Genomic DNA, 26874 nt, shown 5'->3' on the forward strand with positions numbered 1-26874 from the left:
TGCAATGAGCCTGTCCGCCGTTCCGCCCGCCTCCGATTCCGACGCGACCACCGCTGGCGCTGCCTGGTCGCCGGAGAGCTGGCGTGGCAAGACCGCGCTGCAGATGCCGACCTACCCGGACCCGGTGGCGTTGGACGCCGCTCTGCACGAGCTGAAGCGGCTGCCGCCGCTGGTCACCTCGTGGGAGATCCTGGCGTTGAAGCAGCAGCTGGCCGAGGCCCAGGAAGGCAAGCGCTTCCTGCTGCAGGGCGGCGACTGTGCCGAGAATTTCAGCGACTGCGAATCGGGCACCATTTCCAACCGATTGAAGGTGTTGCTGCAGATGAGCCTGGTGCTGGTGCACGGCCTGCGCCAGCCGGTGATCCGCGTGGGCCGCTTCGCCGGCCAGTACGCCAAGCCGCGCTCGGCCGACACCGAGACCCGCGACGGCGTGACCCTGCCCAGCTACCGCGGCGATGTGATCAACGCGCCGGCCTTCACCGAGGCAGCACGCCTGCCGGACCCGAAGCGGATGCTGCAGGCCCACGCGCATTCGGCGATGACGATGAACTTCGTGCGTGCGCTGATCGACGGCGGTTTCGCCGACCTGCACCACCCCGAATACTGGAACCTGGAGTGGGTAAGCCACTCGCCGCTGGCGGCCGAGTACCAGAAGATGGTGGCCTCGATCGGCGATGCGGTGCACTTCATGGAGACCCTGGCCGGGGCCCGCGTGCACAACCTCAACCGCATCGACTTCTACACTTCGCACGAAGCGCTGCTGCTGCCCTACGAGCAGGCGTTGACCCGCCAGGTGCCGCGCCAGCAGGGCTGGTTGAACCTGAGCACGCATTACCCGTGGATCGGCATGCGCACGGCCGCGCTCGATGGCGCGCACGTGGAGTACCTGCGTGGCGTGCGCAATCCGATTGCGATCAAGGTGGGCCCGTCGGTGACACCGGACCAGCTGCTGCGCCTGATCGATGTGCTCAACCCCCATGACGAGCCGGGCCGCCTGAGCTTCATCCATCGGATGGGGGCAACGCAGATCGCCGAGAAACTGCCGCCGCTGCTGGACGCGGTCAAGCGTGATGGTCGCCGCGTGCTGTGGGTGTGCGATGCGATGCATGGCAATACCGAAAGCACCGCCAACGGTTTCAAGACACGCCGCTTCGACAACGTGCGTGGCGAGGTGGAGATGTCGTTCGATCTGCATGCGGCCGCTGGTACGCGCCTGGGCGGTGTGCATCTGGAACTGACCGGCGAGGACGTGACCGAGTGCATTGGCGGCGCGCGCGAACTGACCGAGCGCGACCTGGAGCGTGCGTATCGTTCGACGGTGGACCCGCGGTTGAACTACGAGCAGTCGCTGGAGATCGCGATGGCGATCGTGCGCAAGCAGGAGCAAGTGCGGTAAGGATTTTTCGGCAGGGCTTGCAGCCCTGCACCTGCTACGAGCCAGAGCAACGTCAACGTCAGCGTCAACGTCAAAAGCGGGCCATCCGTGGGTTGGCGGGACGGTGTCGGAGTGCGGGGACGCCGCAAGTACGTCCTTGTAGGCTTGGCAGCCGCATCCATGCGGCTGACACCCCGCACCCCGACACCGCCCCACCTTCGACAGGTTCACTCGGCTGCTGGTAGGTGTCGACCTTGGTCGACACGGTAGATCCACGCCATGCGTGGATGCTTTTGGAATCCAATTCGAAATATTCGATTCCGATGGAGATTCATCCACGCATGGCGTGGATCTACTGCAGATCGCGGAGATCTGTCGTAGGCGGGGTGGGTCCGGTTGCGGGGGCGTGAGCCGCATGGATGCGGCGACCGAGCTTACATGGGTGAGGGCGCTTTGCTTGCGAAGCACTGCTTCGCAAGCGCCCGAACGCACAGCCGCCAGCGGCTGGGCCGGGCCCCGGAGGTGTACTTGCAGCGCCCCCCGCAACCGGACCCACCCCGCCATCCCACAGCAAACCCGCTTCTGCTTCGGCTGTTGCTGTTGAGGTTGCCGGCCAGCGGCCGGCACTACCGCAGGTGCAGGCTGCAAGCCCTGCCGACCAACACCCTTCTTACGAACGGCTGACGTGACGCTCATGTGCCATGCGCGAGGCTGTCCACCTGGTTGTTCGACTGGAGGTGGCAACGGTGCACTGGCAGAGCGCACAGGCCTACGCATGGCCGTTGGGATTGGCCGTGGTGGTGGGCGGTATCGGCGCGTGGCTGATCCTGTGGATCTATCATCGGCTGAAAGGGCGTGATCGGCGGCGCGCGCGCATCGGGCGTGTGCTCGGGCTGCCAATGGCCACCGCATGGCCGCTGCTGCTGTTGATTCCTGCGTTGCAGGCCACGCCGCTGCAGGATCCCCTTCTGGGCAACCTGCAACGGGTGCTGCATATCGCACTGACCGCCTGCTTCATCTGGTTGCTGGTACGCGCAGTGGCAGCGGGTGAGCGGGCCATCCTGCGCAGCCATCCCATCGATGTCTCCGATAATCTGGAAGCGCGCCGCATCCAGACCCAGACGCGGGTGCTCAGCCGCGTGCTGATGGGCGGCATCATCGTGCTGGGCACTTCGCTGGTGCTGCTGACCTTCCCCATGGTGCAGAAGATCGGCACCGCGCTGCTGGCCTCGGCGGGCCTCATCGGCCTGGTGGCCGGTATCGCCGCAAAGCCTGTGTTCGGCAACCTGATCGCTGGCCTGCAGATTGCAGTGACCCAGCCGATCCGGCTGGACGATGTGGTGATCGTCGAGGGCGAGTGGGGACGCATCGAGGAGATCGGCAGCAGCTACGTGGTGGTACGCATCTGGGACGAGCGGAGGATGGTGGTGCCGTTGACCTGGTTCATCGAGAACCCCTTCCAGAACTGGACGCGGCGTAGCGCTGACCTGCTCGGCACAGCCTTCCTGTGGCTGGATTATCGTGCCCCGATTGCGGCGATCCGTGCTGAACTGGAGCGCATCTGCCGGGGCGAAGCGTTGTGGGATGGCCGGGTCTGCGTGACCCAGGTGACCGAAACCAGCGAGCGTGCGATCCAGGTGCGCCTGCTGGTGAGTGCGCGCAGCTCCGGCGACGCGTTCGACCTGCGTTGCCTGGTACGCGAGCGCATGCTCGATTTCCTCGCGCGTGAGCATCCGCACTCGCTGCCGCAGCTGCGTGCGCGGCTGCAGCATGCAGACGAGCTGGACATGCCGCGAGGTCCTCGTGCACGCACTGCAGATGTGCGTTCGCCGGGGGCTGAAGACGGTGAGGCGGCCATCGTGCCGATGGAGCCGGAACCCGAACGGTAGCGCCGGCCAGCGGCCGGCACTACCGGATCAAGGCTCGCCGGCGTCGATCAGCGTGTCGGTGCCGAAGTGCGGTGGCCGCCGCGCGCGGGTGCGCTGTTCGTAGGCGTACGCCATTTCGATCAGCTTCGGTTCGCTCCAGGCGGTGCCCATGAACAGCAGGCCGACCGGCAGGCCATCGATCTGGCCCATCGGCACGCTGAGGCTGGGATAGCCGGCGACGGCGGCGGCACTGTAGCTCTCGCCGGGGAAGTCGTCGCCTTCGCTGCGGATCGGCCACGCAACGCCGGTGGTCGGAGCGACCAGGGCGTCGAGCTGGTGGGCGGCGAGGGCCGCATCGATGCCTTCCGGGCCCGCCAACCGGCGCGCATCGCTGCGTGCGCGGATGTAGGCGGGGTCAGCCAGGCCGGCGGTGGCGTCGGCCTCCACCAGCAGTTCCTGGCCGAACAGGCCAAGCTCCTGCTTGCTGTGCGCCTGGTTGAAGGCGATCAATTCGGCCAGGCTGTGCAGGGGAGCGCGGTGGGTGCTGAAGTAACGCTCCAGCCCGGCCTTGAACTCGTACAGCAGTACCTTGCGTTCGGCGTCGGCCCAGGCGCCCTGGTTGGGCAGCTCCACCGGCACCACGACGGCACCGGCCCGACGCAGCTCGGTGGCGGCGTGTTCGATCAGTGGCGGCATGCCGCGGTACTTCAGCAGCGGCGTCTGCAGCAGGCCGATGCGCTTGCCACGCAGTCCCTGCGGATCCAGCCGCGCGGTGTAGTCGTACACCGCACGGCCGGGCATGGTTGCGGTGGCCGGGTCGGCATCATCGCGGCCGGCAATTGCGGTCAGTACGGCCGCAGCGTCGGCGACGCTGCGTGTCATCGGCCCCGCAGTGTCCTGGCTGAAGGAAATCGGGATGATGCCATCGCGGCTGACCAGGCCGACGGTCGGCTTGAGGCCGACGATGCCATTGATCGCCGCAGGGCAGACGATGCTGCCGTCGGTTTCGGTGCCGATCGCCACGCTGGCCAGGTTGGCGGCCACCGCTACCGCGCTGCCGCTGCTGGAGCCGCAAGGCGAGTGGCTGAGGCGATAGGGATTGCGGGTCTGGCCACCGCGCGCGCTCCAGCCGGACACCGAATCGTTGCCGCGGAAATTGGCCCATTCGCTGAGATTGGTCTTGCCCAGCACCACGGCCCCGGCCTCGCGCAGGCGCCGCACCAGATACGCATCGTCAGGGCGGAACCCCTGCAGGGCCAGCGAGCCGGCACTGGTGGCCATCGGTGCGGCGTTGATGTTGTCCTTCAGCAATACCGGGATGCCATGGAGCGGGCCGCGCAGGTGCCCATCGCGGCGCTCGCGGTCGCGTTCGGCGGCTTCCTTCAGGGCATCGGGGTTGAGCTCGATCACCGCGCGCAGGCGGGGGCCGGCCCGATCCAGGGCGGCGATCCGCTGCAGGTAGGCCTGGACCAGGGTGGCGCTGTCCAGCTCGCCGGCGGTCATCTGCGCCTGCAGGTCGGTGACATCGGTTTCGGCGTACGGGAAGGGCACGTTGCGGCTCGCGGGTTCGGCCGCATGCGCGCTGGGCGTGGCCGGGCTGCAGCCAGCCGAAAGCAGCACAGGCAGCGTGGCAAGCAGGCAGGTCAGCAGAGGCGGCAAGGACGGGCGCATGGGGCGGCTTGGTCGGCTCCAATCCCCAGTGTAGCCGCTGCTCAGCGGTGGCGCTTGCGCAGATCGCGGGCGAGGACGTAGACCACGATCAGGTTGATCGCCAGGATCGTCCACGACGGCCAGCCGGGGTGGCGGATGATCGCGAAGATGTCGAAGGGCAGGTACAGCGAGGCAGTCAGGCAGCCCAGCCAGGAGGCCCAGGCCTTGGCCCGCCACAGGCCCCAGGCTTCGACCAGGTGCAGCAGGCCGTAGCCGATCATCCCCGCCGCGGCCAGGTGGACCGCGTCGGGGCTGATCATATGCAGCAGCGAGGGCAGGGTGCCATGGTCCGGATCCAGGCTGAAACGCCGGATCAGGACCATGATGCCGTGCCGAAGCGGCTGCGGTCCGAGCACTTCCAGCCCGGTGGCGGCCAACAGCGCCAGCAACGCCTTGCTCGCTTCGAGCAGGGCGATGACGTGCAGGCCCGGATGCCGGTGTGGATCCGGGTTGTAGCCGCTCTGGTTCACGGGGTGCAGGCTCAGCCGCCGCGCGAAGCCTTCTTGCGATCGCTTTCGGTCAGGAACTTCTTGCGCAGGCGGATCTCCTTCGGGGTGATCTCGACCAGCTCATCGTCTTCGATGAAGTCCAGGGCCTGTTCCAGCGAGTACTTGATCGCCGGGGTCAGCTGGATCGCATCGTCCTTGCCCGAAGCGCGCATGTTGGTCAGCGGCTTGGTCTTGATCGCGTTGACGGTCAGGTCGTTGTCCTTGGAGTGGATGCCGACCAGCTGACCTTCATACACGTTGTCGCCCTCGGCAGCGAAGAGCTTGCCGCGTTCCTGCAGCGGACCCAGCGAGTAGGCCGGGGTGACGCCCGGCGCATTGGCGATCATCACGCCGTTGATGCGCTTGGCGATGGCGCCCTGTTCCTTCGGGCCGTAGTGGTCGAACACGTGGAACAGCAGGCCCGAACCCTGGGTCAGGGTCTTGAACTCGTTCTGGAAGCCGATCAGGCCACGGGCCGGGATCTGGTACTCCAGGCGCACGCGGCCCTTGCCGTCCGATTCCATGTTCTTCAACTGGCCCTTGCGGGTGCCCAGCTTTTCCATCACGCCGCCCTGGTGGATTTCTTCGATGTCCACTACCAGCTGCTCGATCGGCTCCATCAGCTGGCCGTCGATTTCCTTGATGATCACTTCCGGGCGCGACACAGCCAGCTCGTAGCCTTCGCGGCGCATGTTCTCGATCAGCACCGACAGGTGCAGTTCGCCACGGCCGGAGACCAGGAACTTGTCGGCGTCTTCCAGCTGCTCGACCTTCAGGGCCACGTTGTGGACCTTTTCACGGTCCAGGCGGTCCTTGATCTGGCGGCTGGTCAGGAACTTGCCACCGGACAGGTCCTTGTTGCCGGCGAACGGCGAATTGTTCACCTGGAAGGTCATCGAGATGGTCGGCTCGTCGACGGTCAGCGCAGGCAGGGCTTCCGGGAAGTCCGGTGCGCAGATGGTGTCGGAGATGGTCAGCTCCTGGATGCCGGAGATGGCCACGATGTCGCCGGCCTCGGCCGAATCCTGCTCGATGCGCTCCAGGCCCATGAAGCCCAGCACCTGCAGCACCTTGCCGTTGCGCTTCTTGCCTTCACGGTCAATGACCGCGACCTGCATGTTCTTCTTCAGGGTGCCGCGCTGGATGCGGCCGATGCCGATCACGCCCACGAAGTTGTTGTAGTCCAGCTGGCTGATGCGCATCTGGAACGGGCCTTCCGGGTCCACTTCCGGCTTCGGCGCGTGCTGCATGATCGCTTCGTACAGTGGGGTCATGTCGCCGTCGCGCACGGTGTCTTCCAGGCCCGCGTAGCCGTTCAGGCCCGAGGCGTAGACGATCGGGAAATCCAGCTGCTCGTTGGTGGCACCGAGCTTGTCGAACAGGTCGAAGACCTGGTCGATCACCCACTCCGGACGGGCGCCCGGACGGTCGACCTTGTTGACCACGACGATCGGCTTGAAGCCCATCGCGAAGGCCTTCTGGGTCACGAAGCGGGTCTGCGGCATCGGGCCGTCCATCGCATCAACCAGGATCAGCACGGTGTCGACCATCGACAGCACGCGCTCGACCTCACCGCCGAAGTCGGCGTGGCCGGGGGTATCGACGATGTTGATCCGGTTCTTGATGCCGGTCTTCTTGTCTTCCCAGGTGATGGCGGTGTTCTTGGCCAGGATGGTGATGCCGCGTTCCTTTTCCTGGTCGTTGCTGTCCATCACGCGCTCGGCGAGGACGGTGCGCTCGGACAGGGTGCCGGACTGCTTCAGCAGCTGGTCGACCAGGGTGGTCTTGCCATGGTCGACGTGGGCGACGATGGCGATGTTGCGAAGATTTTCGATGGACATACGAAAGGGGGCCAGTCGGCGCCGGATTTGGAAAAAGAAGTCCAACATTATACGTCGAACTTGACGATTCGCGAAAAGGTGGATTTCATGCCGGCCCAGCGGCCCATTCAGCTGGCTGTCCGCCGCTTCGGCCGAGGTCGCCAGGACGGGGCCCCCGGCTCACCTTCCGCTGGCTGAAGGCGGGGGCTCCACCGATGGTCGAAGGCACCGCCGCCACGAGGCAGGTGTAAACTAGGTGGCTAGACGCATTCCCCTTTGCACCAAGGATCTTCATGTCCCTCATCGCCACTTTCGACACCACCCAGGGCCCGATCAAGGTCGAGCTGTTCGCCGACAAGGCGCCGCTGACCGTGGCCAACTTCGTGAACCTGGTCAAGCACGGCTTCTATGACGGCCTGATCTTCCACCGCGTGATCGCCGACTTCATGATCCAGGGCGGCTGCCCGCAGGGTCGTGGCACCGGCGGCCCGGGCTACAAGTTCGAAGACGAGAAGAATGGCGTGAAGCACGAGGTCGGCTCGCTGTCGATGGCCAACGCCGGCCCGAACACCAACGGCAGCCAGTTCTTCATCACCCACATCAAGACCGATTGGCTGGACGGCCGCCACACCGTCTTCGGCAAGGTCCTGGAAGGCCAGGCCATCGTCGATTCGGTCAAGCAGGGCGACGTGATCCATTCGATCACCCTTGAAGGCGACGTCGACGCCGTGCTGGCCGCCCAGGCCGACCGCGTCGCGGAGTGGAACAAGCACCTCGCCGCCTGACCCCCTTCGAAACGGCCACCCACGGGTGGCCGTTTCCCTGTTCCCCGCCGCCCGCCCGGCCTGCGTGGCCATGCCCGCGGCGTCCCATCAAACGCTTGCAAGCAAGAGGAAACCCCCATGAAAGCACCCGTTCGTGTTGCCGTGACCGGCGCCGCCGGCCAGATCGGTTATGCCCTGCTGTTCCGCATCGCCTCCGGCGAAATGCTGGGCAAGGACCAGCCGGTCATCCTGCAGCTGCTGGAACTGCCGGTCGACAAGGCCCAGGCCGCCCTGAAGGGCGTGATGATGGAGCTGGAAGACTGCGCGTTCCCGCTGCTGGCCGGCATGGTTGGCACCGATGACGCCGAAGTCGCGTTCAAGGACGCCGACATCGCTCTGCTGGTCGGCGCACGTCCGCGTGGCCCGGGCATGGAGCGCAAGGACCTGCTGCTGGAAAACGCCAAGATCTTCACCGCCCAGGGCGCGGCGCTGAACAAGGTCGCCAGCCGCGACGTGAAGGTGCTGGTGGTCGGCAACCCGGCCAACACCAACGCCTACATCGCGATGAAGTCGGCCCCGGACCTGAAGCCGGAAAACTTCACCGCCATGCTGCGCCTGGACCACAACCGCGCGCTGAGCCAGCTGTCGGCCAAGCTCGGCAAGCCGGTCGGTGGCATGGAGAAGCTGGTCGTGTGGGGCAACCACAGCCCGACCATGTACCCGGACTACCGTTTCGCCACCGCCGACGGCGCCTCGATCGCCGATGCGATCAACGACCAGGAGTGGAACGCCAACACGTTCATCCCGACCGTCGGCAAGCGCGGCGCGGCGATCATCGAAGCCCGTGGCTCGTCCTCGGCCGCTTCGGCCGCCAATGCCGCCATCGACCACGTGCGTGACTGGGTGCTGGGCAGCAACGGCAAGTGGGTCACGATGGGCGTGCCGTCCGACGGTTCCTACGGCATTCCGGAAGGCGTGATCTTCGGTTTCGCGGTGACCACCGAGAACGGCAAGTACACCCTGGTCAAGGATCTGCCGATCGACGACTTCAGCCAGAAGTACATCGACAAGACCCTGGCCGAGCTGGAAGAAGAGCGCGCCGGCGTCGCCCACCTGCTGGGCTGATGCAGGCGGTACCGGCTCCGGTCGGTACGTCTTGCATCAAGGCAGGTACCGACCGCTGGTCGGTACGCAGAAAACGGGGAGGCTTCGGCTTCCCCGTTTTCATTTGGAATTCCTGGAACCGCATGATCCACCTGCACTACATCGACGACGCGCTGCTGGTGGCTGAAAAGCCCCCCGGCCTGCTGTCCGTGCCCGGCCGCAGCGCCGAGAACCAGGACTGCGTCGTCGCGCGCCTGCAGGCGCTGTACCCGGATGCGTTGACCGTGCACCGCCTGGACCAGGTGACTTCCGGGCTGCTGCTGCATGCGCGTGGCAAGGACATGCAGGCGGCGTTGTCGATGCAGTTCGAGCAGCGCCGGGTTGGCAAGCGCTATGAAGCGGTCGTCGAGGGGCTGCTTGAAGGCGATGCCGGCGACGTGGATCTGCCGCTGATCGTGGACTGGCCGAACCGGCCGAAGCAGATGATCGACCATGAGCGCGGCAAGCCGGCGCTGACGCGTTGGCGCGTGCTGGTGCGCGATGTTGAAGCGCGGCGCACGCGCGTGGCGTTGGAACCGATCACCGGCCGCAGCCATCAGTTGCGGTTGCACATGGCCAGTATTGGCCATCCGATTGTTGGCGACGTGCTGTATGACGCGGCACCGGCGCACCGCGTGCATCTGCATGCACGCAGCCTGCGGTTCACGCATCCGCTGACGGGCGAGGCGCTCGCGTTCGAGTCCGCGACTCCGTTCTAGGGATTCGGCAGGGCTTGCAGCCCTGCCTCCGCAGAATCAACGTCAATGTCAAAAGCCGGCTATACGTGGGTTGGCGGGACGGTGTCGGAGTGCGGGGCCGCCGCAAGTACGTCCGTGTAGGCTTGGCAGCCGCATCCATGCGGCTGACACCCCGCACTCCGACACCGCCCCACCTTCGACAGGTTCACTCGGCTGTTGGTAACGGTGGCCGTTGTTCCGCGCAGCTGTTGGTAGGTGTCGACCTTGGTCGACACGCTTTTTCTGTCAGATATCGAATGAATCATTCACGCATGGCGTGGATCTATCGTGTCGACCAAGGTCGACACCTACCAGAACAATATGCCGTTCCGACAGATCGCGGAATCTGTCGAAGGCGGGGTGGGTCCGGTGGCGGGAGTGTCCGCGGCATGGATGCCGCGGCCAAGCCCCCATGGACGGGTTTATGGCGTCTCCCGCCACCGGACCCACCCCGCCATCCCCAAGTAAGCCAGCTTCTGCTGTTGCTTCGGCTTCTGCAGGTGCAGGGCGCAGCCCTGCATGAAAAACCCACCCCCTACCAAGGTAGGGCGGCCCGCGCGCCAGCGCCGGACTATCCTCGAACCCATGACTTTGTCTGGGAGGGCTGCGTCATGAACTACGAGGAAACCTACCGTCGCTCGATCGACGAGCCGGAGGCCTTCTGGGGCGAGGAAGCCAAGCGCATCCATTGGCACAAACCGCCGCAGCAGGTGCTCGACTACAGCAACCCGCCGTTCCGGCGCTGGTTCGTCGGCGGCGAAACCAATCTCTGCTACAACGCCGTCGACCGCCACCTGGCAACGCGCGCCGACCAGCTCGCGCTGGTTGCGATTTCCACCGAAACCAACAGCACCCGCGAGATCACCTATCGCCAGCTGTATCGCGAAGTGAACGACTTCGCCGCCGTGCTCAAGCATCTCGGCGTCGGCCACGGTGACCGCGTGGTGATCTACATGCCAAACATGGCCGAAGCCGTGTTCGCGATGCTGGCCTGCGCGCGCATCGGTGCGGTGCACTCGGTGGTGTTCGGTGGCTTCGCCGCGCACAACCTGGCGCTGCGCATCGACGATGCGAAGCCGAAGTTGCTGATCGCAGCGGACGCCGGCATGCGCGGTGGCAAGCTGATTCCGTACAAGCCGATGGTCGACGCGGCCTGCGCCGAAGCGGCGTCGCCGCCACCGCACGTGCTGATCGTGTCGCGCGGGCTGGATGCCGCCGAACCCCGCGTGCCGGGTCGCGACGTGGACTACGCCGCGCTGCGTGCACAGGTTGGTGAGGTCGATGTGCCGGTACAGTGGCTGGAAGCGAGCGAGCCGAGCTACCTGCTGTACACCTCCGGTACTACCGGCAAGCCGAAGGGCGTGCAGCGCGATGTCGGTGGTTACGCGGTGGCGATGGCGCAGTCGATGGAGACCGTGTTCGACTGCAAGCCGGGCCAGGTGATGTTCTCCACTTCCGACGTCGGCTGGGCGGTAGGCCATTCGTACAACGTGTACGGCCCGCTGATCGGTGGCTGCACCTCGTTGCTGTACGAGGGGCTGCCGACGAATCCGGACCCGGGTATCTGGTGGGCGCTGTGCGAACAGTACAACGTGCGCACCATGTTCTCCTCACCCACCGCCATCCGCGTGCTGAAGAAGCATGACGCGGACTTCATCCATCGCCACGACCTGCGCGCCCTGAAGTATCTGTTCCTGGCCGGAGAGCCGCTGGACGAACCCACCGCGCACTGGATCAGCGAAGCGCTGGGCAAGCCGATCATCGACAACTACTGGCAGACCGAAACCGGCTGGCCGGCACTGACCCTGCTGCCGGGCCTGGAAATGAAGCCGGTGCGCTTCGGTTCACCGGGCTTCCCCAATCTCGGCTACCGGATGAAGGTGATCGACGAGAACACCGGCGAGGAAGTGGCGCCGGGGCAGAAGGGCGTGCTGGTGGTGTCGCCGCCCTTGCCGCCGGGTTGCATGAGCACGGTGTGGAACGACGACAGCCGTTTCCTGCAGAGCTACTTCAGCCACTTCAAGGAACTGCTGTACAGCTCGCTGGACTGGGCGATCCGCGATGACGATGGCTATACCTTCATCCTCGGCCGTACCGACGATGTGATCAACGTGGCCGGGCATCGTCTGGGCACGCGCGAGATCGAGGAGGCCATCTCCAGCCATCCGCGCGTGGCCGAGGCTGCCGTGATCGGGGTCAAGGACGAGCTGAAGGGGCAGGTGCCGCTGGTGTTCGTCACCCTCAAGCAGGGGCTTGAAGGCGAGGATCCGGCGCCGGTGGTGGCCGAGATGATGGCGACGGTGACGACTTCGCTTGGTGCGGTCGCGCGCCCGGCGCATGTGCACGTGGTCAACGCGCTGCCCAAGACCCGTTCGGGCAAGCTGCTGCGGCGCTCGTTGCAGGCGTTGGCCGAGCAGCGTGACCCGGGCGACCTGTCGACGCTGGACGACCCCAGCGCGCTGGAGGAGATCCGCCGCGCGCTGGGCCGTTGATCCGGTGGTGCCGGCCGCTGGCCGGCCCCCCATCAATCCCGAGGTTGCCGGCCAGCGGCCGGCACTACCCGCTGCACTTGCGCTAAGCTCGCCCTGTCATCGACCTGCAACACGCGGTGCGCGCCGGGGAATGCGCGCGCCGCCCAGGGGTGGCACACAGGGGGGCGTGCCCGTGAGGGTGCGCCGGCATGGCGCATCAAGGGAGGGGGATGCAATGGCATTGCTGCACGCCAAGACGGCTGCTGGCCGTCAGGAAATCGAAGACCGTGGCCGGCGCCTGCCGGCGGCACTGCGTTCAATCCTGCTGATGGTCGATGGCCATCGCGATGACACCGAACTGCGCGGCTTGTTCGATGGCCTGCGCGCACCTCCGGATGCACTGGAGCAGCTGGCCGCACAGGGACTGATCGAGGTGATCGGCGGGAGCGTAGAGGCCGCTCCGGCGCGTGGCATCAGCACCGGCCGCGAACAGGACCCGGCGCTGTACCAGCAGTTGTACGACGCGATGAGCGAGGCGGTGCGGCGCCACCTGGGGCTGAAGGGCTACTTCATGCAGTTGAAGATCGAACGCTGCACCGATGCGCTGGCGTTGGAACGCCTTTGCCCGGAACTGCTGGCGGCGGTGGGCAAGGCGCGCAGCCCGGCGCTGGCCCAGCGCTGGTGGCAGGAAACCCAGTCCGCCGTAGTAAACGCTGGCAAAGAGGTCGTGCAGGCCTGAGCCACCGCGTAAAGTGATCGGTTCACTTCCCCACAAGGAGTCCCGCGTGCAGGACGACCACGATGACACCGACACCCCCGGCTGGGACGCGATCAATGCGGCGCTTTCGCCGCTGTATGCCGGGCAGGAGCCGCAACACTACGGCACCGCGCTTCCCTACACGCTCGGCGGCCAGGATCCGCTGGATGGCATCAGCGTGTACTGGGCGGATGCGCCGGTTCCGCATTGGCACTACATCACCTACGGTTTCTCCGAGCTGTATGCCAAGGAGAGCAGTGATGCTGCCGCCAGCGGCTATGGTTTCGAGCTGACGTTCCGTCTCGCTGCCGAAGCCGCTGAGAACGCCGACAGCACGCCGCCGGTGTGGCCGATGAACCTGCTGCAGAACCTGGCGCGCTATGTGTTCGGCAGCGGCAACGTGTTCGAGGATGGCCACCATCTGAATGCCAACGGCCCGATCGCACTGGAGACCGACACGCGGTTGTGCCACCTGGCCTTCATTGCCGACCCGCAGTTGCCGGCACGCGACACCGCCAATGGCCACCTGCAGTTCCTGCAGCTGGTCGGATTGACCGATGAGGAAATGGAGGCAGTCAAGCGCTGGTCTACGCGCGGCGTGCTGCAGGCGCTGCAGCCGGCAATGCCGCTGTGGGTCAGCGACCTGCACCGCGGCAACCTGCTGGAGGACCCTGCGCTGGCGGCAGAGGTGCGGGCCGGCAGCGAGCGCGAAGGCTCCAGCACCGGCATGTTGTTCATCGAGACACTGGACTGGCGCCAGGAGGCGGGCATGATCACGCTGGTGCTTGGCGCCGGCCAGGTGGCGAGCGTGTGCGAACTGCTGCCGCTGCGCCTGCGCCACGGCAGATCGCTGGAACTGGTCAGCCGCGAGCGGCAGTGGGAGTTCATCGCCGACGGGGGCGGTGAAGTGGCGGACGTATCCGCCGACAGCGCGCGCTGGTCACTGGACGAGGCGGGCCTGCAGGCCCTGGCAGGGGTGCACGCCGAGCGCGGGGTCTACCCGCTGGCAGGAAGGTTGCGTATCGAGGTGGTGCCGACCTACCTGCGCGATGCCAAGGGGGAAGTGATCCGCCAGATCGGCTGATCGCGCCAATGAAATCGAGGGGGGCGGAGCCGCCTGGTAGCCGATGGGGTCAGATCCGTTCGCCACGCGAACGGCTCTGACCCCTGACCAAGGTCAGGCCAGGCCTTCGGCCTTCAGCGCGGCCTGCACGCCGGCATCGGCGTCCATGCGTGCCTTGTAGGCGGCCAGGTTGTCCAGGCCGGACAGATCAACCTTGGTACCGGCGGCCCAGCGCAGGGTGATGTAGAAGTACGGGTCGGCGAAGCTGCGGAAGCCGGCCAGCCAGGGCTTGTCGGCCAGCTGCTTGTCAGCGGTCTCGAACAGGCCACGCAGGCGCTTGTGCGCGGCGGCGCGGATCGCGTCGTACTGGCTCTCGTCGGCGATGAACTTGCCCGGCGCGAACAGCGGCGAGAAGGCCGGGTGCACGTCGGAATTGACGAAGGCCAGCCAGCGGGTGGCTTCGGCGCGCTGGCGCGGGCTGCCATCACCGGCGAGGCCGGCCTGCGGGAAGCTGTCGGCGATGTAGCCCATGATCGCGGCGTTCTGCAGCAGCACGAAGTCGCCGTCGACCAGTGCGGGAACGGCACCGGCCGGATTGATCTTCAGGAATTCCGGACCCTTCAGGGTGTCCTTGTTCAGCAGTTCAACCTCGAACGGCTGGCCGGTCCACTGCAGGGCGATGTGGTCGGCGGTGGAACAGGCACCGGGCTTGCTGTACAGCTTCATGGGAACTCCAGGTGATGCGGGCGGGAAACGCCCACTATCCCAGAGCCCGGCGGCGGCCGGCAACGCTGCCGCCAGCACGGATCGTTACGATTGCCGCGGCTTGAGGTTCTGCACCTTGTAGAAGGTGTGATCGCCGATGGTCGCCACCTGGTAGGCGTTGCGCCAGTTCGGGCTGGCGATGGACAGCGCGGCGAAGTGGCTGGCACCGGGCACGATCTCGCGGCGTTCGCCGGCCGGCAGCGCCCAGTTGCGCTCGGCGTCGAAAGCCACGTTCATCGCTTCGCTCCACGCCGCGTCATTGCCCAGCTGGGTGCCGGGGGAGACGATGGTCGGTGCGAACTGCTTGCGCGCGGTGACCACCTGGCACATCGAGTCGCCCCACAGGCCACTGTCGAGACGGCGCAGGGCGACCTCGGCAACAGCCTGCTGGCCGCGCAGGGTCTGGTCGCGGGCTTCCAGGTAGACGGTGGTGCTCAAACACAGTGAATCAGCGGCCGGCTGAGGCAACAACTGCGACAGCCAGAGAATCCAGGCCAGTTTCATATAACTCCTTGCTCCGTATGGGCCGCACCCTCCGGTTCCGGCCGCGGGGCGACAGGAGGTGGGGGACGACTTGGCGTCATGGGGAGGCGGCCATCGGGGCCGCCCCGTGGGCAGCCCCAAAAGAAACGATCAGGACCGATCGTGGGGACTGCGCCGGCTCACCGGAAACTGGCTGGTGAGCGGAAAGATGGCGCAAGGTAGGGGGGCATAGCCGAACGCATCGTGAACCGCTCGGCTTGACATTCAGGTTCAACCGGGGTGACGGAAATCACATTCCGTCCCCCATTCAGGCGCTCATCAGAGCGCGGCGGCGACCCGGCTGCCCTGGTCGATGGCGCGTTTCGCATCGAGTTCGGCGGCCACGTCGGCACCGCCGATCAGCTGCGCGTTGATGCCGGCCGCCTGCAGTTCGGCCTGCAGCGTGCGGTTCGGTTCCTGCCCGGCGCAGATCACCACATGGTCGACCGGCAGCAGCTGTTCGCTGCCGTCCACGCGGATGCGCAGGCCCTCGTCGTCCACCCCCAGGTACTCGACGCCACCGAGCATGCGCACGCCCTTGGCCTTCAGCGTGGCGCGATGGATCCAGCCGGTGGTCTTGCCCAGCCGCGCGCCCGGCTTGCCCGGGCTGCGCTGCAGCAGCCACAAGCGCCGCGGTGACGGCTCGACCTCGGGCCGACCCAGCGAGCCGCGTGCCTCGAAGCTGGGGTCCACGCCCCATTCGGCCATCCAGCGCTGCGGATCCAGCGAGGGGGATTCACCGGCGTGGCTGAGGAATTCGCCGACATCGAAGCCGATGCCGCCGGCGCCGATGATCGCCGCATTGGCGCCCACTTCGACCCGTCCCAGCAGCACGTCCAGGTAGCTCACCACCTTGGCGTGATCGGCACCGGGGAAATCGACCTTGCGCGGGGTGATGCCGGTGGCCAGCACCACCTCGTCGAAGCCAGCCAGTTGGGAAGCGTCGACGCGGGTGCCCAGGCGCAGCTGTACGCCGGTCTCCTGCAGCGCGTGGCGGAAGTAGCGCAGGGTCTCGTGGAACTCTTCCTTGCCGGGGATGCGCTTGGCCACGTTGAACTGGCCGCCGATCTCATCATTGGCATCGAACAGGGTGACCTGGTGGCCACGCTGGGCAGCGACAGTGGCGCAGGCCAGGCCGGCGGGGCCGGCGCCGACCACCGCAACCTTCTTCGGCGTAGCAGTGGGACGATAGACCAGCTCGGTCTCGTGGGCGGCGCGCGGATTGACCAGGCAGCTGGCCAGCTTGTTCTCGAACACGTGGTCCAGGCAGGCCTGGTTGCAGGCGATGCAGGTGTTGATCGCCTCCGCGCGGCCGGCACGGGCCTTGTTCGGCCACTGCGGGTCGGCCAGCAGCGGGCGTGCCAGCGACACCATGTCGGCGCCGCCACCGGCCAGGATGCGTTCGGCAACGTCGGGCATGTTGATGCGGTTGGTCGCCACCAGCGGTACCTTCACATGCGGCTTGAGCTTGGCGGTGACGCCGGCAAAGGCCGCGCGCGGCACCGAGGTGGCGATGGTCGGAATGCGCGCTTCGTGCCAGCCGATGCCGGAATTGATGATCGTTGCGCCAGCCGCCTCGATCGCCTGCGCCTGTTGAACGATCTCGTCCCAGTCGCTGCCGTCGTCGACCAGATCCACCAGTGACAGGCGGTAGATGATGATGAAGTCCGGGCCACAGGCCTCGCGGATGCGGCGCACGATCTCGACCGCGAAGCGCATGCGCTGGCGCGCGTCGCCGCCCCAGGCATCGGCGCGCTTGTTGGTGCGCGGGGCGATGAACTCGTTGATGAGGTAGCCCTCCGAGCCCATCACTTCCACGCCGTCGTAGCCGGCCTCGCGGGCCAGCTTCGCGCTGCGAGCGTAGTCGGCGATATGGCGCTCTACGCCGCTGGCCGACAATGCGCGCGGGGTGAACGGGTTGATCGGTGCCTTCAGCTTCGACGGTGCCACCGACAACGGGTGGTAGGCATAGCGGCCGGCATGCAGCAACTGCAGGCAGATCTTCGCGCCGTGCTGGTGCGCGGCGGCGGTGAGCTGGCGGTGCGGCCGCACTTCCCAGGGCCAGGACAGCTTGCCACCGAATGGCTTCAGCCAACCGACCACATTGGGCGCGAAGCCGCCGGTGACGATCAGGCCGACGCCGCCCTCGGCGCGCTCGGCGAAGTAGGCCGCCAGCCGTGGGAAGTCGCGGGCGCGATCTTCCAGGCCGGTGTGCATCGAACCCATCAGGACGCGGTTGCGCAGCTGGGTGAAGCCCAGATCCAGCGGGGCGAACAGGTGGGGATAGGCGCTTTCGTTGGCTGGCGACATGGTCGATACGCTTGCGTACGGAAGCGCGAAGCGTGCCGCGAAACGGCGGCCGGGGCAAGGGCCGCTTCTTTGGGAGGGCTGGCCGCTGTCTGACGGTTTGGTAGTGCCGGCCGCTGGCCGGGTGCGCTCGGCACATGCGTGCTGTCGCTCCCGCGTTTCGCTGCGCGAATCGCGGGCCCCACTCACCGGCCTCCAACCCCCGCGCCTGCGGCGCTGCCCCCGAACTCCGGGGGCGGTAGCGCCGGCCGCTGGCCGGCATTGCGGTCAACTCAGGGCGATTGCGGCTGCCGGGCAGCGGCGGGTACCACCGGGGGGCGGCCGATCCCGAACCAGCCCAGCGTCACTCCGCACAGCGGCCCGATCAGCAGGGCGAAGGCGAGGGTGCCGAGGCCGACATTGCCGCCCAGGCACCAGCCCAGCAGCAGTACGCTGCCTTCGATCAGGCTGCGCACCTTCCAGATCGGCCAGCCGGTACGGGCATGCAGACCGGTCATCAGGCCATCGCGTGGCCCCGGGCCAAGGCGGGCACCGATGTACAGGCCGGTGGCCAGCGCCACCAGCAGCATGCCGGCACAGAACATCGCCACCTGCCAGCCAAGGCCGACGGCCGGCGGCAGCAGCCACAGCCCGAACTGTGCGGAGGGGCCGATCAGCATCACGTTGAGCACGGTGCCGAGGCCCGGCTTCTGCCGCAGGGGCCACCACAGCAGGAGCACCAATGCACCGATGGCATTGGTTGCCAGGCCGAATGACAGCGGCGTCTGCGCGGCGATGCCCTGCGACAGCACATCCCAGGGTGCCACGCCGATGGCGGCGCGGATCATCAGCGAGGCGCCGAAGCCGTACAGGAACAGGCCGGTGATCAATTGCAGCAGGCGCAAGGGCAGGGCGGTGGGCATGGCGGTCCGGGGGCGGGGATCTGTTTCCACCGTATCGCCGTTTCTGCATCATCCATAGATACAGATGCCGGCCAATCCGCCGCTACAGGTAGCGTCGATCCCGCGTAGAGGCTGTGGTGTAGAGCCGAGCCCCTGATCGGCTCCGCACCGCGGCGTCAGTCGTCCCAGCCGACCAGCGCCAGCTTGCCCACCGTGCGCCCGCTGGCCAGGCGCTGATGCGCGATGTCCAGGTTGGCTGCATTGATCGTGCCCAGCGTCTCATTGAGCGTACCGCGCAGCTGGCCGGCATCGATCATGCTGGCCGCACGGCTGAGGATGCGGTGCTGTTCGATGCAGTCGGCGGTGGCGAAGCGCGAACGCGCGAACATGAATTCCCAGTGGATGCCGATGCATTTGGCCTTGTAGGGATCGCCGATGCGCAGTGCACCCCGCGGCTCGACGATCAGGCCGACGTGGCCCTGCGGTGCCAGCAGCTGGCCCAGTTCATCCCAGTAGTGGTCGGTGTCGGCCAGATTGAGCGCGACCTGCACCGCATCGATGCCCAGCGCCTGCAACTGGGGCTGCAGTGGCTGCCGATGGTCGATCACATGCGCGGCCCCCATCTGTCGGCACCAGTCGATCGAGGCCTCGCGCGAGGCGGTGGCGATCACCTCGAAACCGGCATGGCGTGCCAGCTGGATCGCCATCGAGCCGACGCCGCCGGCGCCGCCGATCACCAGCAGGTGCTGGCCCACGTGGCGGCGGCCATCGAGCTGCAGCGGCATGCGCTGGAACAGCAGTTCCCAGGCTGTGAGAGTGGTCAGCGGCAGCGCGGCCGCTTCAGCGAAATCGAGCGTGGTCGGCTTGCGGGCGACCAGGCGCTCATCAACCCACTGGTACTGGGCGTTGCAGCCCGGTCGGGTCACGTCACCGGCGAAGTAGACCTCGTCACCGGAGGCGAACAAGCTGGCCTCGTCACCGATGGCTTCGACCACGCCGGCTGCGTCCCAGCCGAGCACCCGGGGAACCTCAAGGGTGGCCGGATCGGTGGCGGCCCGCTGCTTGCCATCGACGGGGTTGACCGAAACCGCTTCGATCCGCACCAGCAGATCGCGGCCGCGAGGAGGCAGCGGCGGCGGCAGCAGGACATCACGCAGGGCGGGCGCGTATTCACGACTCAGGGCGACGGCTTTCATCACGGCTCCGGCTGGGTTCGTGATCCCATCATAAGGTTCCTCACGTTTCCTCAGACGCGCTGAACCGTGTGATGCAGCACGTTGCGCAATATGTCGCTTCTCGCACCTAAACCCCGTCAAACCCTTGCAGCGTGTGGGTCTTGCGGATTTTCATCATCCTGTATAGGGTTTCAACGTCGGACCGGTGGACGGTCGGGCGCAACACTTCACATGTTACGGGACTGTTAACATGGCCTTCACCCGCCTGAGCATAATGTTCGCGGCGGTGGCGTGCTGAATCGGCTGTCGAACATCGACGCACTAGTGCTGGCCCATGCCTCTACCGGTTTCATACCCCCGAAATAGGAGCTGTACTCAATGAACAAGAAGATCCTTACTGCCGCGCTGCTGGGCGGCCTGGCTTTCGCCCAGGCAGCTTCTGCGCAGGAGTTCGATGACCGCTGGTACCTGACCGGTTCGGCCGGCTTCAACTTCCAGGACAGCGACCGTCTGACCAATGACGCTCCGTTCGTGACCCTGGGCCTGGGTAAGTTCATCAGCCCGAACTGGTCGCTGGACGGTGAGCTGAACTACCAGAACCCGAACTTCGACAGCAACCAGGACCTGAACTGGTCGCAGTACGGCGTCTCGCTGGACCTGCGTCGCCACTTCATCAAGGAAGGCCGCGGCTGGAACCCGTACATCGTCGGTGGCCTGGGCTACCAGAAGTCGGAAGAAGAGTACGCTGCGCTCGACAACAACGGCCCGCGCCAGCGTAAGGACGGCAATGTTGCTGCCAAGCTGGGCGTCGGCCTGCAGACCACCTTCGAGAAGCGTGTTGCTGTCCGCGCCGAAGTGGCCTACCGCGCTGACTTCGACGACCAGAGCATCGCCGCACGTGACGAAAGCTGGTTCGGCGACGTGCTGGCTTCGGTCGGCGTCGTGATCCCGCTGGGCCCGGCTCCGGTCGCGGCTGCTCCGGCTCCGGCTCCGGTTGCCCCGAGCTGCGCCGACCTGGACGACGACGGTGACGGCGTCAACAACTGCGACGACAAGTGCCCGAACTCGCAGCCGGGTCAGACCATCGGTCCGGACGGTTGCCCGGTTCCGGTCTCCATCGACCTGAAGGGCGTCAACTTCGACTTCGACAAGTCGAACCTGCGTCCGGACGCCGTGGCGATCCTGAGCGAAGCCACCGAGATCCTGAAGCGTTACCCGGATCTGCGCGTTGAAGTTGCCGGTCACACCGACTCGAAGGGTACCGACGCTTACAACCAGAAGCTGTCGGAGCGTCGTGCTACCGCCGTGTACAACTACCTGACCAAGAACGGCGTTGACGCCGGTCGCCTGGTCGGCCCGATCGGCTACGGCGAGAGCCGTCCGATTGCTCCGAACACCAACCCGGATGGTTCGGACAACCCGGAAGGTCGCGCCAAGAACCGTCGTACCGAGCTGAACGTCCAGAACTAAGTTCTGACGCTCTGCCCGTAGGACACAGCAGGACCCGGCTTCGGCCGGGTCTTGTTGTTTCTGCGGGCAGGACGCTCGCCTGTGACGCGGCAAGGCAACCATTCGTCGGTCTTTTGTCCGTAAAACCAATAAGTTGTCGTATTCATTGAAAGTGGCGCTTGAAAGCTGACGCGGCATTGCTAAACTCGCCGCGTCACTTCCTTCCGTGGATGCCCCTCATGCTGCGCTCTGCATCGGCCGCCGTCCTGGCGCTGGCCCTGGTTCCCGCCGCCCACGCTGCGGTCGATTGCTCGGTCAACACCAGCGCCTCGCCGCTGCCGTTGCCGGCCACGACCATCGCGCCAGTGGCCGACGAGCTGTACATCCGTGGCAACCAGCTGGGCATGCCGGCCGGTGTGCTGAGCAGCAACTACGATCCGTCGCAGTCGCTGGACCAGGTGCTGCAGCGCCTGCGCATCGACGGCTGCCAGAACATCGCCAAGGCCATTCCGAGCGCACCGGCGGTGAAGCCGAACGATCCGGCGGCCTACAAGCCGCAGACCGAATTCGACAACACGCCCTGGCGCTTCGACATGAGCCAGAACGGCAAGCGCATGACCGCCGAAGAGTTCGACGCCTGGATGAAGGCGCGCGGCGTTCGCGTGGTCAAGGCGCGTCCGGCTCCGGCCGCCACTCCGGCCCCGGCCGAAGCACCGGCTGAGACCAAGCCGGTCGACAAGAAGTAAGCGCCGCGGGGAGCAGAGGCTTGCGCACGCGCCGCCCACCTGCCGCCCCCGCCGCCCGCTCCCGCGCACCGCGTGGGCGTGCGACTCCGGATGTCTCCAGTGGCGTGCGCCATGGCCTGGCGCGCGTGCTGTCCAAGGCGGGGGTGTGCTCGCGCAGCGAGGCCGCGCGCTGGATTGCCGAGGGCCGCGTACGCGTGTCCGGCCGCATCGTTCGTGATCCCGAGTTCCCGATTGCCAGTCCGCCCCCGCCGATCGAGGTCGACGGCCAGCCGATGGGGGCGCCGCAGCGCCTGTACCTGATGCTCAACAAGCCGCGCGGGGTGGTCACCACGGCGCAGGACGAGCGTGGTCGCGACACCGTGTATCGCTGCTTCGATGGTGCCGGCCTGCCGTGGATCGCGCCGGTCGGGCGCCTGGACAAGGCCAGCGAAGGCTTGCTGTTGTTCAGCAATGATCCGCAGTGGGCGGCGCACCTGACCGATCCGGAGACCGGCCCGCAGAAGACCTATCACGTGCAGGTGGATCGTCTGCCCGATGAGGACACCCTGGCCGCGCTGCGCGCCGGTGTCGAAGACGCGGGCGAGCTCCTCGCCGCCCGTGCCGTGCGCGTACTGCGCAGTGGCGACAAGACCGCATGGCTGGAGGTGGTCCTCGACGAGGGCCGCAACCGCCATATCCGCCGCCTGTTGGCGGCCTTCGACCTGCAGGTGCTGCGCCTGGTCCGGGTCGCGATCGGTGGGCTGGTGCTCGGCGATCTCGGCAAGGGCCAGTGGCGGGTTCTGCAGGTCAGCGACCAGCAGCGGCTGGGGGCCGCTGCACCGGGCTGATCATCGCCCGTGGCCGGCAGTTGCCGGCCGCCGTTCCAGGCGTAGGGGGCGCCTGGCTGTCGACATTCCCGAACGGAGCCTGCCATGTACCACCCGACCCTCAATCAAACCCTGCGCTGTGCAGGCCTGCTGCTGCCGATGGTGCTGCTGGCCGCCTGCGGCGGCCACAAGAAGGTGGCCAAGGCGGAAATGCCTGCCGAGACCCCGGTGGTGGAAGTGAAGACCCCGGAGTTGGATGGTCGCGGCAGTTACCGCTTCCTGATGAGCAACGGCGACAAGAAGATGACCGCCGATGAGTTCGATGCCTGGATGAAGGCCAACGGTATCCGCGTAGCCAAGGGCAATGGCCAGGATGCCGCCGCCAAGCCGGTGGTGGTGGCCAGCAAGGACGAGCCGAAGGGCAAGAAGAAAAAGAAGTGACGCCAGTGGGTGCCGACCTCGGTCGGCACGCCATCAAGCTGCGGTAGGTGCCGACCTTGGTCGGCACGCTTTGACCGCTGGGATCATCCCTTGACCACGCCCAGTTCGACACCGATGCGGGTGAACGCATCAATCGCCCGGTCCAGGTGCTCGCGGCTGTGCGCGGCGCTGATCTGGGTACGGATGCGGGCCTGGCCCTTGGGCACCACCGGGAAGAAGAAGCCGATCGCGTAGATGCCTTCTTCCAGCAGGCGCTCGGCGAACTTCTGCGCCAACGGTGCGTCATACAGCATCACCGGGCTGATCGGATGCACGCCCGGCTTCACGTCGAAACCGGCGGCGGTCATCTTCTCGCGGAAGTAGGCGGTGTTCTCGGCCAGGGTGCTGCGCAGGTCGTCAGCGGCAGCCAGCATTTCGAACGCCTTGATGCCGGCGGCCACCACGTGCGGCGGCAGCGAGTTGGAGAACAGGTACGGGCGCGAGCGCTGGCGCAGCAGTTCGATCACCTCGGCGCTGGCGCAGGTGAAGCCGCCCAGTGCGCCGCCCATGGCCTTGCCCAGAGTGCCGGTGATGATGTCGATCTTCTCCAGCACCCCCTTCACTTCGGCCGAGCCGCGGCCGGTGGCGCCAAGGAAGCCGGTGGCGTGGCATTCGTCGATGTGCACCAGGGCGTTGTACTTCTTTGCCAGCGCGGTGATCTCGTCCAGCGGCGCGATGAAGCCATCCATCGAGAAAACGCCGTCGGTGGTGATCAGCTTGGTCTTGCAGCCGGCGGCATCGGCGGCCTGCAGCTGGGCTTCCAGATCGGCCATGTCACAGTTGGCGTAGCGGAAGCGCTTGGCCTTGCACAGGCGCACGCCGTCGATGATCGAAGCATGGTTCAGTGCATCGGAAATGATCGCGTCGTTCTCGCCAAGCAGCGGCTCGAACAGGCCGCCGTTGGCGTCGAAGCAGGCCGCGTACAGGATGGTGTCCTGCTTGCCGAAGAAGTCGGCGATCTGCTTTTCCAGCTGCTTGTGCAGGTCCTGCGTGCCGCAGATGAAGCGCACCGAGGCCATGCCGAAGCCGTGGGTATCCAGCGCATCCTTGGCGGCCTGGATCAGGTCCGGGTGATCGGCCAGGCCCAGGTAGTTGTTGGCGCAGAAGTTCAGCACCTTGCGGCCATCGTCGAGAGTGATCTCGGCAGACTGCGGGCTGGTGATGATCCGCTCGGACTTGAACAGGCCCTGGGCGCGGATGGCGTCCAGTTCCTCGGCGTAGTGGCGGGTCAGGGCGGAGGAGGCGTCGGTCATGGCGTGGGCGCGGCTCTGAACGGGAAACCGCTGATTCTACCGGGCATCGCCGCTTGCCGACCGGCCCGGGCGGGGCATCGCCACGGCCGGCACATGTTGCATCGCAATAGCAAAGTGGTTAAAAATTCGTGAACCGGAGCTGTCCCGTTCCGGCCGATACGCCCGCCCTCGGCCTTCCACGCCACCGCCCCCACCGGAGACGCTCATGAAGCACGCCCGTGCCTGCCTCGCCATTGCCGCTGCCTTGACCCTGGCTGCCCCGTTCGCCGCCAGTGCCCAGGAAAACGAATCGCCGTACAGCTGGAACGTCACCGCCGTGTCGGACTACCTGTTCCGTGGTGTCTCGCAGACCGACGAAAAGCCGACCCTGCAGGCCGGTTTCACCTACACCTCGCCGGTAGGCCTGTATGCCGGTGTCTGGGGGTCGGGCGTGGACTTTGGTCCGGGCGACCCGAACACCGAGGTCGACTACCAGATCGGTTACGGCGTGGACGTCACCCCGCGCGTCAACTTCGATGTGCTGCTGAACCGCTATACCTACATCGGTGCCAGCAACCAGAACTACAACGAGCTGGTGACCACCACCACGCTGGATGAGACCTACAAGCTGACGGTGGCCTACACCAACGATGTCTGGAACAGCAGCACCGATGGCTGGTACTTCGGCATGGGCGGCAGCTGGGGCCTGCCGAAGGACTTCACCCTGAATGCCAACGTCGGCCGCAGCACCTTCGAGGACGGCATCGCCAAGGACTACACCGACTGGAACGTCGGCGTCGAACGCCAGTTCGGCCTGTTCAACGTCGGCCTCGGCTACTACGGCACCGACGGCAACGGCCGCGACAACTCCGGCAAGCTGGCACACAGCCGCGTGCTGCTGACCGTGGCCGTCGGCAAGTAACCCTTGCTTCGGTAGGTGCCAGGCTTGCCTGGCACGCATTGCGAAAAAGGCGCCCATCGGGCGCCTTTTTCAATTCCGCAGTGTTCTTGATCCCATCTGGGGAAGAGCCCCCTTGTTGTTCAAGGGGGCGCGCCAAAGGCGCGGGGATAAGGAAACATGCGGGGGAATTGACCCTTCGGGTCAATTCCAGCTGAGCACGACCTTGCCGGCCTTGCCTTCTTCCATCAGGTCGAAACCCTTCTGGAAGTCGTCGATCGGCAGCTGGTGGGTCATCACCTTGCCGAGCGGGAAGCCGGACAGCACCAGCTGGGTCATCTTGTACCAGGTCTCGTACATCTTGCGGCCGTAGATGCCCTGCACGGTCAGGCCCTTGAAGATGATCTTGTCCCAGTCGCAGCCGGCACCCTTGGGCATGATGCCCAGCATGGCGATCTTGCCACCGTGGTACATGCAGTCGAGCATGTCGTTGAACGCACGAGGGTTGCCGCTCATTTCCAGGCCCACATCGAAGCCCTCCATGTGCAGTTCCTTCATCACGTCCTTCAGCGACTGGTTGGCGACGTTGACCACCCGGGTGGCGCCCATGTCGGCGGCCAGCTTCAGGCGGAAGTCGTTGACGTCGGTCACCACCACGTTGCGCGCACCGATGTGCTTGCAGATGCCGGCAGCGATGATGCCGATCGGGCCCGCGCCGGTGATCAGCACGTCCTCACCGATCACGTCGAATTCCAGTGCGCAGTGCGCTGCGTTGCCGTACGGGTCGAAGAACGCGGCCAGCTCCGACGGGATCTGGTCCGGGATCGGCCACAGGTTGCTGGCCGGCATCACCATGTATTCGGCAAAGGCACCATTGACGTTGACGCCGATGCCGACGGTGTTCGGGCACAGGTGCGGGCGGCCGCCGCGGCAGTTGCGGCAGTGGCCGCAGACGATGTGGCCTTCGGCCGAGACGCGCTGGCCGATCTCGTAGCCGGTCACGCCCGGGCCGATTTCGGCAATGCGGCCGACAAATTCATGGCCGATGGTCAGGCCCGGCTTGATCGTGCGCTGGCTCCACTCGTCCCACAGGTAGATGTGCAGGTCGGTACCGCAGATCGCGGTCTTCTCGAGCTTGATCAACACCTGGTTGGGGCCCGGAGTCGGCACCGGAACCTCTTCCATCCAGATGCCCTTGGCTGCTTCGCGCTTGACCAGGGCCTTCATCGTTTGCTGCGCCATCGGGGTGGAACTCATCAGGGGGAAAGCGCGGATTATAGGGTGCCGCGCGGATTTCCCATGTTGCGCTGCGGGTGCTTTGGCGGAACGAAAGGCGTGCGCCGACGGGCGTTTCGAACGTGCTGCAAACAGCAGCGCCTCCTTGATTCCGGGGGAGGGGGCGTGGTCACCCTGGCCG

General features: G+C 66.3%; 23 protein-coding genes. 13 read left to right on the forward strand and 10 right to left on the reverse strand.

Going from position 1 to position 26874, the window contains the following annotated elements:
* Positions 1 to 4: 4 nt before the first annotated feature.
* A complete protein-coding gene (locus tag ACEPA4_RS04115; RefSeq protein WP_053500150.1) occupies positions 5 to 1396 on the forward strand; it encodes a class II 3-deoxy-7-phosphoheptulonate synthase in 1392 nt (463 codons plus the stop codon).
* A 680-nt stretch (positions 1397 to 2076) separates the two neighbouring features.
* Positions 2077 to 3264 (forward strand): mechanosensitive ion channel family protein, encoded by a 1188-nt coding sequence (locus ACEPA4_RS04120; protein WP_262090071.1) that lies wholly within the window; start codon positions 2077 to 2079, stop codon positions 3262 to 3264.
* A gap of 27 nt (positions 3265 to 3291) precedes the next feature.
* Here ACEPA4_RS04120 and ACEPA4_RS04125 read toward each other — a convergent pair whose 3' ends face one another.
* Genes ACEPA4_RS04125 through typA form a run of 3 tightly spaced genes read right to left on the reverse strand, consistent with a single transcriptional unit; the run spans position 3292 to position 7282 of the window.
* Positions 3292 to 4914 (reverse strand): amidase, encoded by a 1623-nt coding sequence (locus ACEPA4_RS04125; protein WP_069138926.1) that lies wholly within the window; start codon positions 4912 to 4914, stop codon positions 3292 to 3294.
* 41 nt (positions 4915 to 4955) lie between these two features.
* Positions 4956 to 5423 (reverse strand): DUF2127 domain-containing protein, encoded by a 468-nt coding sequence (locus ACEPA4_RS04130; protein WP_049414692.1) that lies wholly within the window; start codon positions 5421 to 5423, stop codon positions 4956 to 4958.
* Between the two features lie 11 nt (positions 5424 to 5434).
* A complete protein-coding gene (typA, locus tag ACEPA4_RS04135) occupies positions 5435 to 7282 on the reverse strand; it encodes a translational GTPase TypA (protein ID WP_005415427.1) in 1848 nt (615 codons plus the stop codon).
* A 272-nt stretch (positions 7283 to 7554) separates the two neighbouring features.
* Between typA and ACEPA4_RS04140 the strand changes: the two genes are divergently transcribed.
* From ACEPA4_RS04140 to ACEPA4_RS04165, 6 genes are all read left to right on the forward strand, one after another.
* Positions 7555 to 8046 (forward strand): peptidylprolyl isomerase, encoded by a 492-nt coding sequence (locus tag ACEPA4_RS04140; RefSeq protein WP_005408225.1) that lies wholly within the window; start codon positions 7555 to 7557, stop codon positions 8044 to 8046.
* Between the two features lie 117 nt (positions 8047 to 8163).
* Positions 8164 to 9150 carry a malate dehydrogenase gene (locus ACEPA4_RS04145; protein ID WP_005415428.1) on the forward strand — a complete coding sequence of 329 codons (987 nt, stop codon included), beginning with the start codon at positions 8164 to 8166 and terminating at the stop codon, positions 9148 to 9150.
* A gap of 122 nt (positions 9151 to 9272) precedes the next feature.
* Positions 9273 to 9887, forward strand: a complete 615-nt coding sequence (locus ACEPA4_RS04150; RefSeq protein WP_065178952.1) for an RluA family pseudouridine synthase — start codon at positions 9273 to 9275, stop codon at positions 9885 to 9887.
* Positions 9888 to 10516: 629 nt separating this feature from the next.
* Positions 10517 to 12397, forward strand: a complete 1881-nt coding sequence (prpE, locus tag ACEPA4_RS04155; RefSeq protein ID WP_005415430.1) for a propionate--CoA ligase — start codon at positions 10517 to 10519, stop codon at positions 12395 to 12397.
* 214 nt (positions 12398 to 12611) lie between these two features.
* Positions 12612 to 13115, forward strand: a complete 504-nt coding sequence (locus tag ACEPA4_RS04160; protein ID WP_005415431.1) for a hypothetical protein — start codon at positions 12612 to 12614, stop codon at positions 13113 to 13115.
* 46 nt (positions 13116 to 13161) lie between these two features.
* The gene (locus ACEPA4_RS04165) at positions 13162 to 14217 is read left to right on the forward strand and encodes a suppressor of fused domain protein (protein WP_134955721.1); all 1056 of its coding nucleotides are present in this window, start codon (positions 13162 to 13164) and stop codon (positions 14215 to 14217) included.
* A 93-nt stretch (positions 14218 to 14310) separates the two neighbouring features.
* Here the strand turns inward: ACEPA4_RS04165 and ACEPA4_RS04170 are convergent, their stop codons facing one another.
* The 5 genes from ACEPA4_RS04170 to ACEPA4_RS04190 form a co-directional block, all read right to left on the reverse strand.
* Positions 14311 to 14922 (reverse strand): glutathione S-transferase N-terminal domain-containing protein, encoded by a 612-nt coding sequence (locus tag ACEPA4_RS04170; protein ID WP_053501065.1) that lies wholly within the window; start codon positions 14920 to 14922, stop codon positions 14311 to 14313.
* 84 nt (positions 14923 to 15006) lie between these two features.
* Entirely contained in the window at positions 15007 to 15465 is a 459-nt protein-coding gene (locus ACEPA4_RS04175; protein WP_004154513.1) for a cell wall hydrolase, read from the reverse strand.
* Between the two features lie 297 nt (positions 15466 to 15762).
* Complete coding sequence (locus tag ACEPA4_RS04180) at positions 15763 to 17793, reverse strand: NADPH-dependent 2,4-dienoyl-CoA reductase (RefSeq protein WP_053501066.1); 2031 nt, start codon at positions 17791 to 17793, stop codon at positions 15763 to 15765.
* Positions 17794 to 18062: 269 nt separating this feature from the next.
* On the reverse strand, positions 18063 to 18692 hold the full coding sequence (locus ACEPA4_RS04185) for a YitT family protein (RefSeq protein ID WP_262090379.1): 630 nt from the start codon (positions 18690 to 18692) through the stop codon (positions 18063 to 18065).
* 155 nt (positions 18693 to 18847) lie between these two features.
* The gene (locus ACEPA4_RS04190; RefSeq protein WP_053501218.1) at positions 18848 to 19867 is read right to left on the reverse strand and encodes a zinc-binding alcohol dehydrogenase family protein; all 1020 of its coding nucleotides are present in this window, start codon (positions 19865 to 19867) and stop codon (positions 18848 to 18850) included.
* Positions 19868 to 20224: 357 nt separating this feature from the next.
* On the opposite strand from ACEPA4_RS04190, the gene ACEPA4_RS04195 reads away from it, so the two are divergent.
* The 4 genes from ACEPA4_RS04195 to ACEPA4_RS04210 all read left to right on the forward strand — a co-directional run bounded on the left by ACEPA4_RS04195 (position 20225) and on the right by ACEPA4_RS04210 (position 23288).
* Complete coding sequence (locus tag ACEPA4_RS04195) at positions 20225 to 21316, forward strand: OmpA family protein (RefSeq protein ID WP_049416163.1); 1092 nt, start codon at positions 20225 to 20227, stop codon at positions 21314 to 21316.
* A gap of 218 nt (positions 21317 to 21534) precedes the next feature.
* On the forward strand, positions 21535 to 22041 hold the full coding sequence (locus tag ACEPA4_RS04200; protein ID WP_005408235.1) for a hypothetical protein: 507 nt from the start codon (positions 21535 to 21537) through the stop codon (positions 22039 to 22041).
* Positions 22042 to 22061: 20 nt separating this feature from the next.
* The gene (locus ACEPA4_RS04205; RefSeq protein ID WP_171957859.1) at positions 22062 to 22868 is read left to right on the forward strand and encodes a pseudouridine synthase; all 807 of its coding nucleotides are present in this window, start codon (positions 22062 to 22064) and stop codon (positions 22866 to 22868) included.
* A gap of 84 nt (positions 22869 to 22952) precedes the next feature.
* Positions 22953 to 23288, forward strand: coding sequence for a hypothetical protein (locus tag ACEPA4_RS04210; RefSeq protein WP_262090384.1), 336 nt, complete (start codon positions 22953 to 22955; stop codon positions 23286 to 23288).
* Positions 23289 to 23371: 83 nt separating this feature from the next.
* On the opposite strand, the gene kbl is transcribed toward ACEPA4_RS04210, so the two are convergent.
* Positions 23372 to 24580: a glycine C-acetyltransferase gene (gene kbl / locus ACEPA4_RS04215; RefSeq protein WP_005415440.1), complete on the reverse strand. Its 1209-nt coding sequence runs from the start codon at positions 24578 to 24580 to the stop codon at positions 23372 to 23374.
* A gap of 205 nt (positions 24581 to 24785) precedes the next feature.
* Between kbl and ACEPA4_RS04220 the strand changes: the two genes are divergently transcribed.
* Complete coding sequence (locus ACEPA4_RS04220; RefSeq protein WP_164093295.1) at positions 24786 to 25481, forward strand: TorF family putative porin; 696 nt, start codon at positions 24786 to 24788, stop codon at positions 25479 to 25481.
* Positions 25482 to 25661: 180 nt separating this feature from the next.
* Here ACEPA4_RS04220 and tdh read toward each other — a convergent pair whose 3' ends face one another.
* Positions 25662 to 26684: an L-threonine 3-dehydrogenase gene (tdh, locus tag ACEPA4_RS04225; protein WP_005415442.1), complete on the reverse strand. Its 1023-nt coding sequence runs from the start codon at positions 26682 to 26684 to the stop codon at positions 25662 to 25664.
* Positions 26685 to 26874: the final 190 nt, after the last annotated feature.

The sequence above is a fragment of the Stenotrophomonas sp. P2112 genome (assembly GCF_041897515.1).
Lineage (GTDB): Bacteria > Pseudomonadota > Gammaproteobacteria > Xanthomonadales > Xanthomonadaceae > Stenotrophomonas > Stenotrophomonas sepilia.

Coding starts and splice junctions, on each gene's coding strand:
- ACEPA4_RS04115 (WP_053500150.1), top strand. CDS start 5: ATGAGCCTGTCCGCCGTTCCGCCCGCCTCCGATTCCGACGCGACCACC.
- ACEPA4_RS04120 (WP_262090071.1), top strand. CDS start 2,077: ATGCGCGAGGCTGTCCACCTGGTTGTTCGACTGGAGGTGGCAACGGTG.
- ACEPA4_RS04125 (WP_069138926.1), bottom strand. CDS start 4,914: ATGCGCCCGTCCTTGCCGCCTCTGCTGACCTGCCTGCTTGCCACGCTG.
- typA (WP_005415427.1), bottom strand. CDS start 7,282: ATGTCCATCGAAAATCTTCGCAACATCGCCATCGTCGCCCACGTCGAC.
- ACEPA4_RS04140 (WP_005408225.1), top strand. CDS start 7,555: ATGTCCCTCATCGCCACTTTCGACACCACCCAGGGCCCGATCAAGGTC.
- ACEPA4_RS04145 (WP_005415428.1), top strand. CDS start 8,164: ATGAAAGCACCCGTTCGTGTTGCCGTGACCGGCGCCGCCGGCCAGATC.
- ACEPA4_RS04150 (WP_065178952.1), top strand. CDS start 9,273: ATGATCCACCTGCACTACATCGACGACGCGCTGCTGGTGGCTGAAAAG.
- prpE (WP_005415430.1), top strand. CDS start 10,517: ATGAACTACGAGGAAACCTACCGTCGCTCGATCGACGAGCCGGAGGCC.
- ACEPA4_RS04160 (WP_005415431.1), top strand. CDS start 12,612: ATGGCATTGCTGCACGCCAAGACGGCTGCTGGCCGTCAGGAAATCGAA.
- ACEPA4_RS04170 (WP_053501065.1), bottom strand. CDS start 14,922: ATGAAGCTGTACAGCAAGCCCGGTGCCTGTTCCACCGCCGACCACATC.
- ACEPA4_RS04175 (WP_004154513.1), bottom strand. CDS start 15,465: ATGAAACTGGCCTGGATTCTCTGGCTGTCGCAGTTGTTGCCTCAGCCG.
- ACEPA4_RS04180 (WP_053501066.1), bottom strand. CDS start 17,793: ATGTCGCCAGCCAACGAAAGCGCCTATCCCCACCTGTTCGCCCCGCTG.
- ACEPA4_RS04185 (WP_262090379.1), bottom strand. CDS start 18,692: ATGCCCACCGCCCTGCCCTTGCGCCTGCTGCAATTGATCACCGGCCTG.
- ACEPA4_RS04190 (WP_053501218.1), bottom strand. CDS start 19,867: ATGAAAGCCGTCGCCCTGAGTCGTGAATACGCGCCCGCCCTGCGTGAT.
- ACEPA4_RS04195 (WP_049416163.1), top strand. CDS start 20,225: ATGAACAAGAAGATCCTTACTGCCGCGCTGCTGGGCGGCCTGGCTTTC.
- ACEPA4_RS04200 (WP_005408235.1), top strand. CDS start 21,535: ATGCTGCGCTCTGCATCGGCCGCCGTCCTGGCGCTGGCCCTGGTTCCC.
- ACEPA4_RS04210 (WP_262090384.1), top strand. CDS start 22,953: ATGTACCACCCGACCCTCAATCAAACCCTGCGCTGTGCAGGCCTGCTG.
- kbl (WP_005415440.1), bottom strand. CDS start 24,580: ATGACCGACGCCTCCTCCGCCCTGACCCGCCACTACGCCGAGGAACTG.
- ACEPA4_RS04220 (WP_164093295.1), top strand. CDS start 24,786: ATGAAGCACGCCCGTGCCTGCCTCGCCATTGCCGCTGCCTTGACCCTG.
- tdh (WP_005415442.1), bottom strand. CDS start 26,684: ATGAAGGCCCTGGTCAAGCGCGAAGCAGCCAAGGGCATCTGGATGGAA.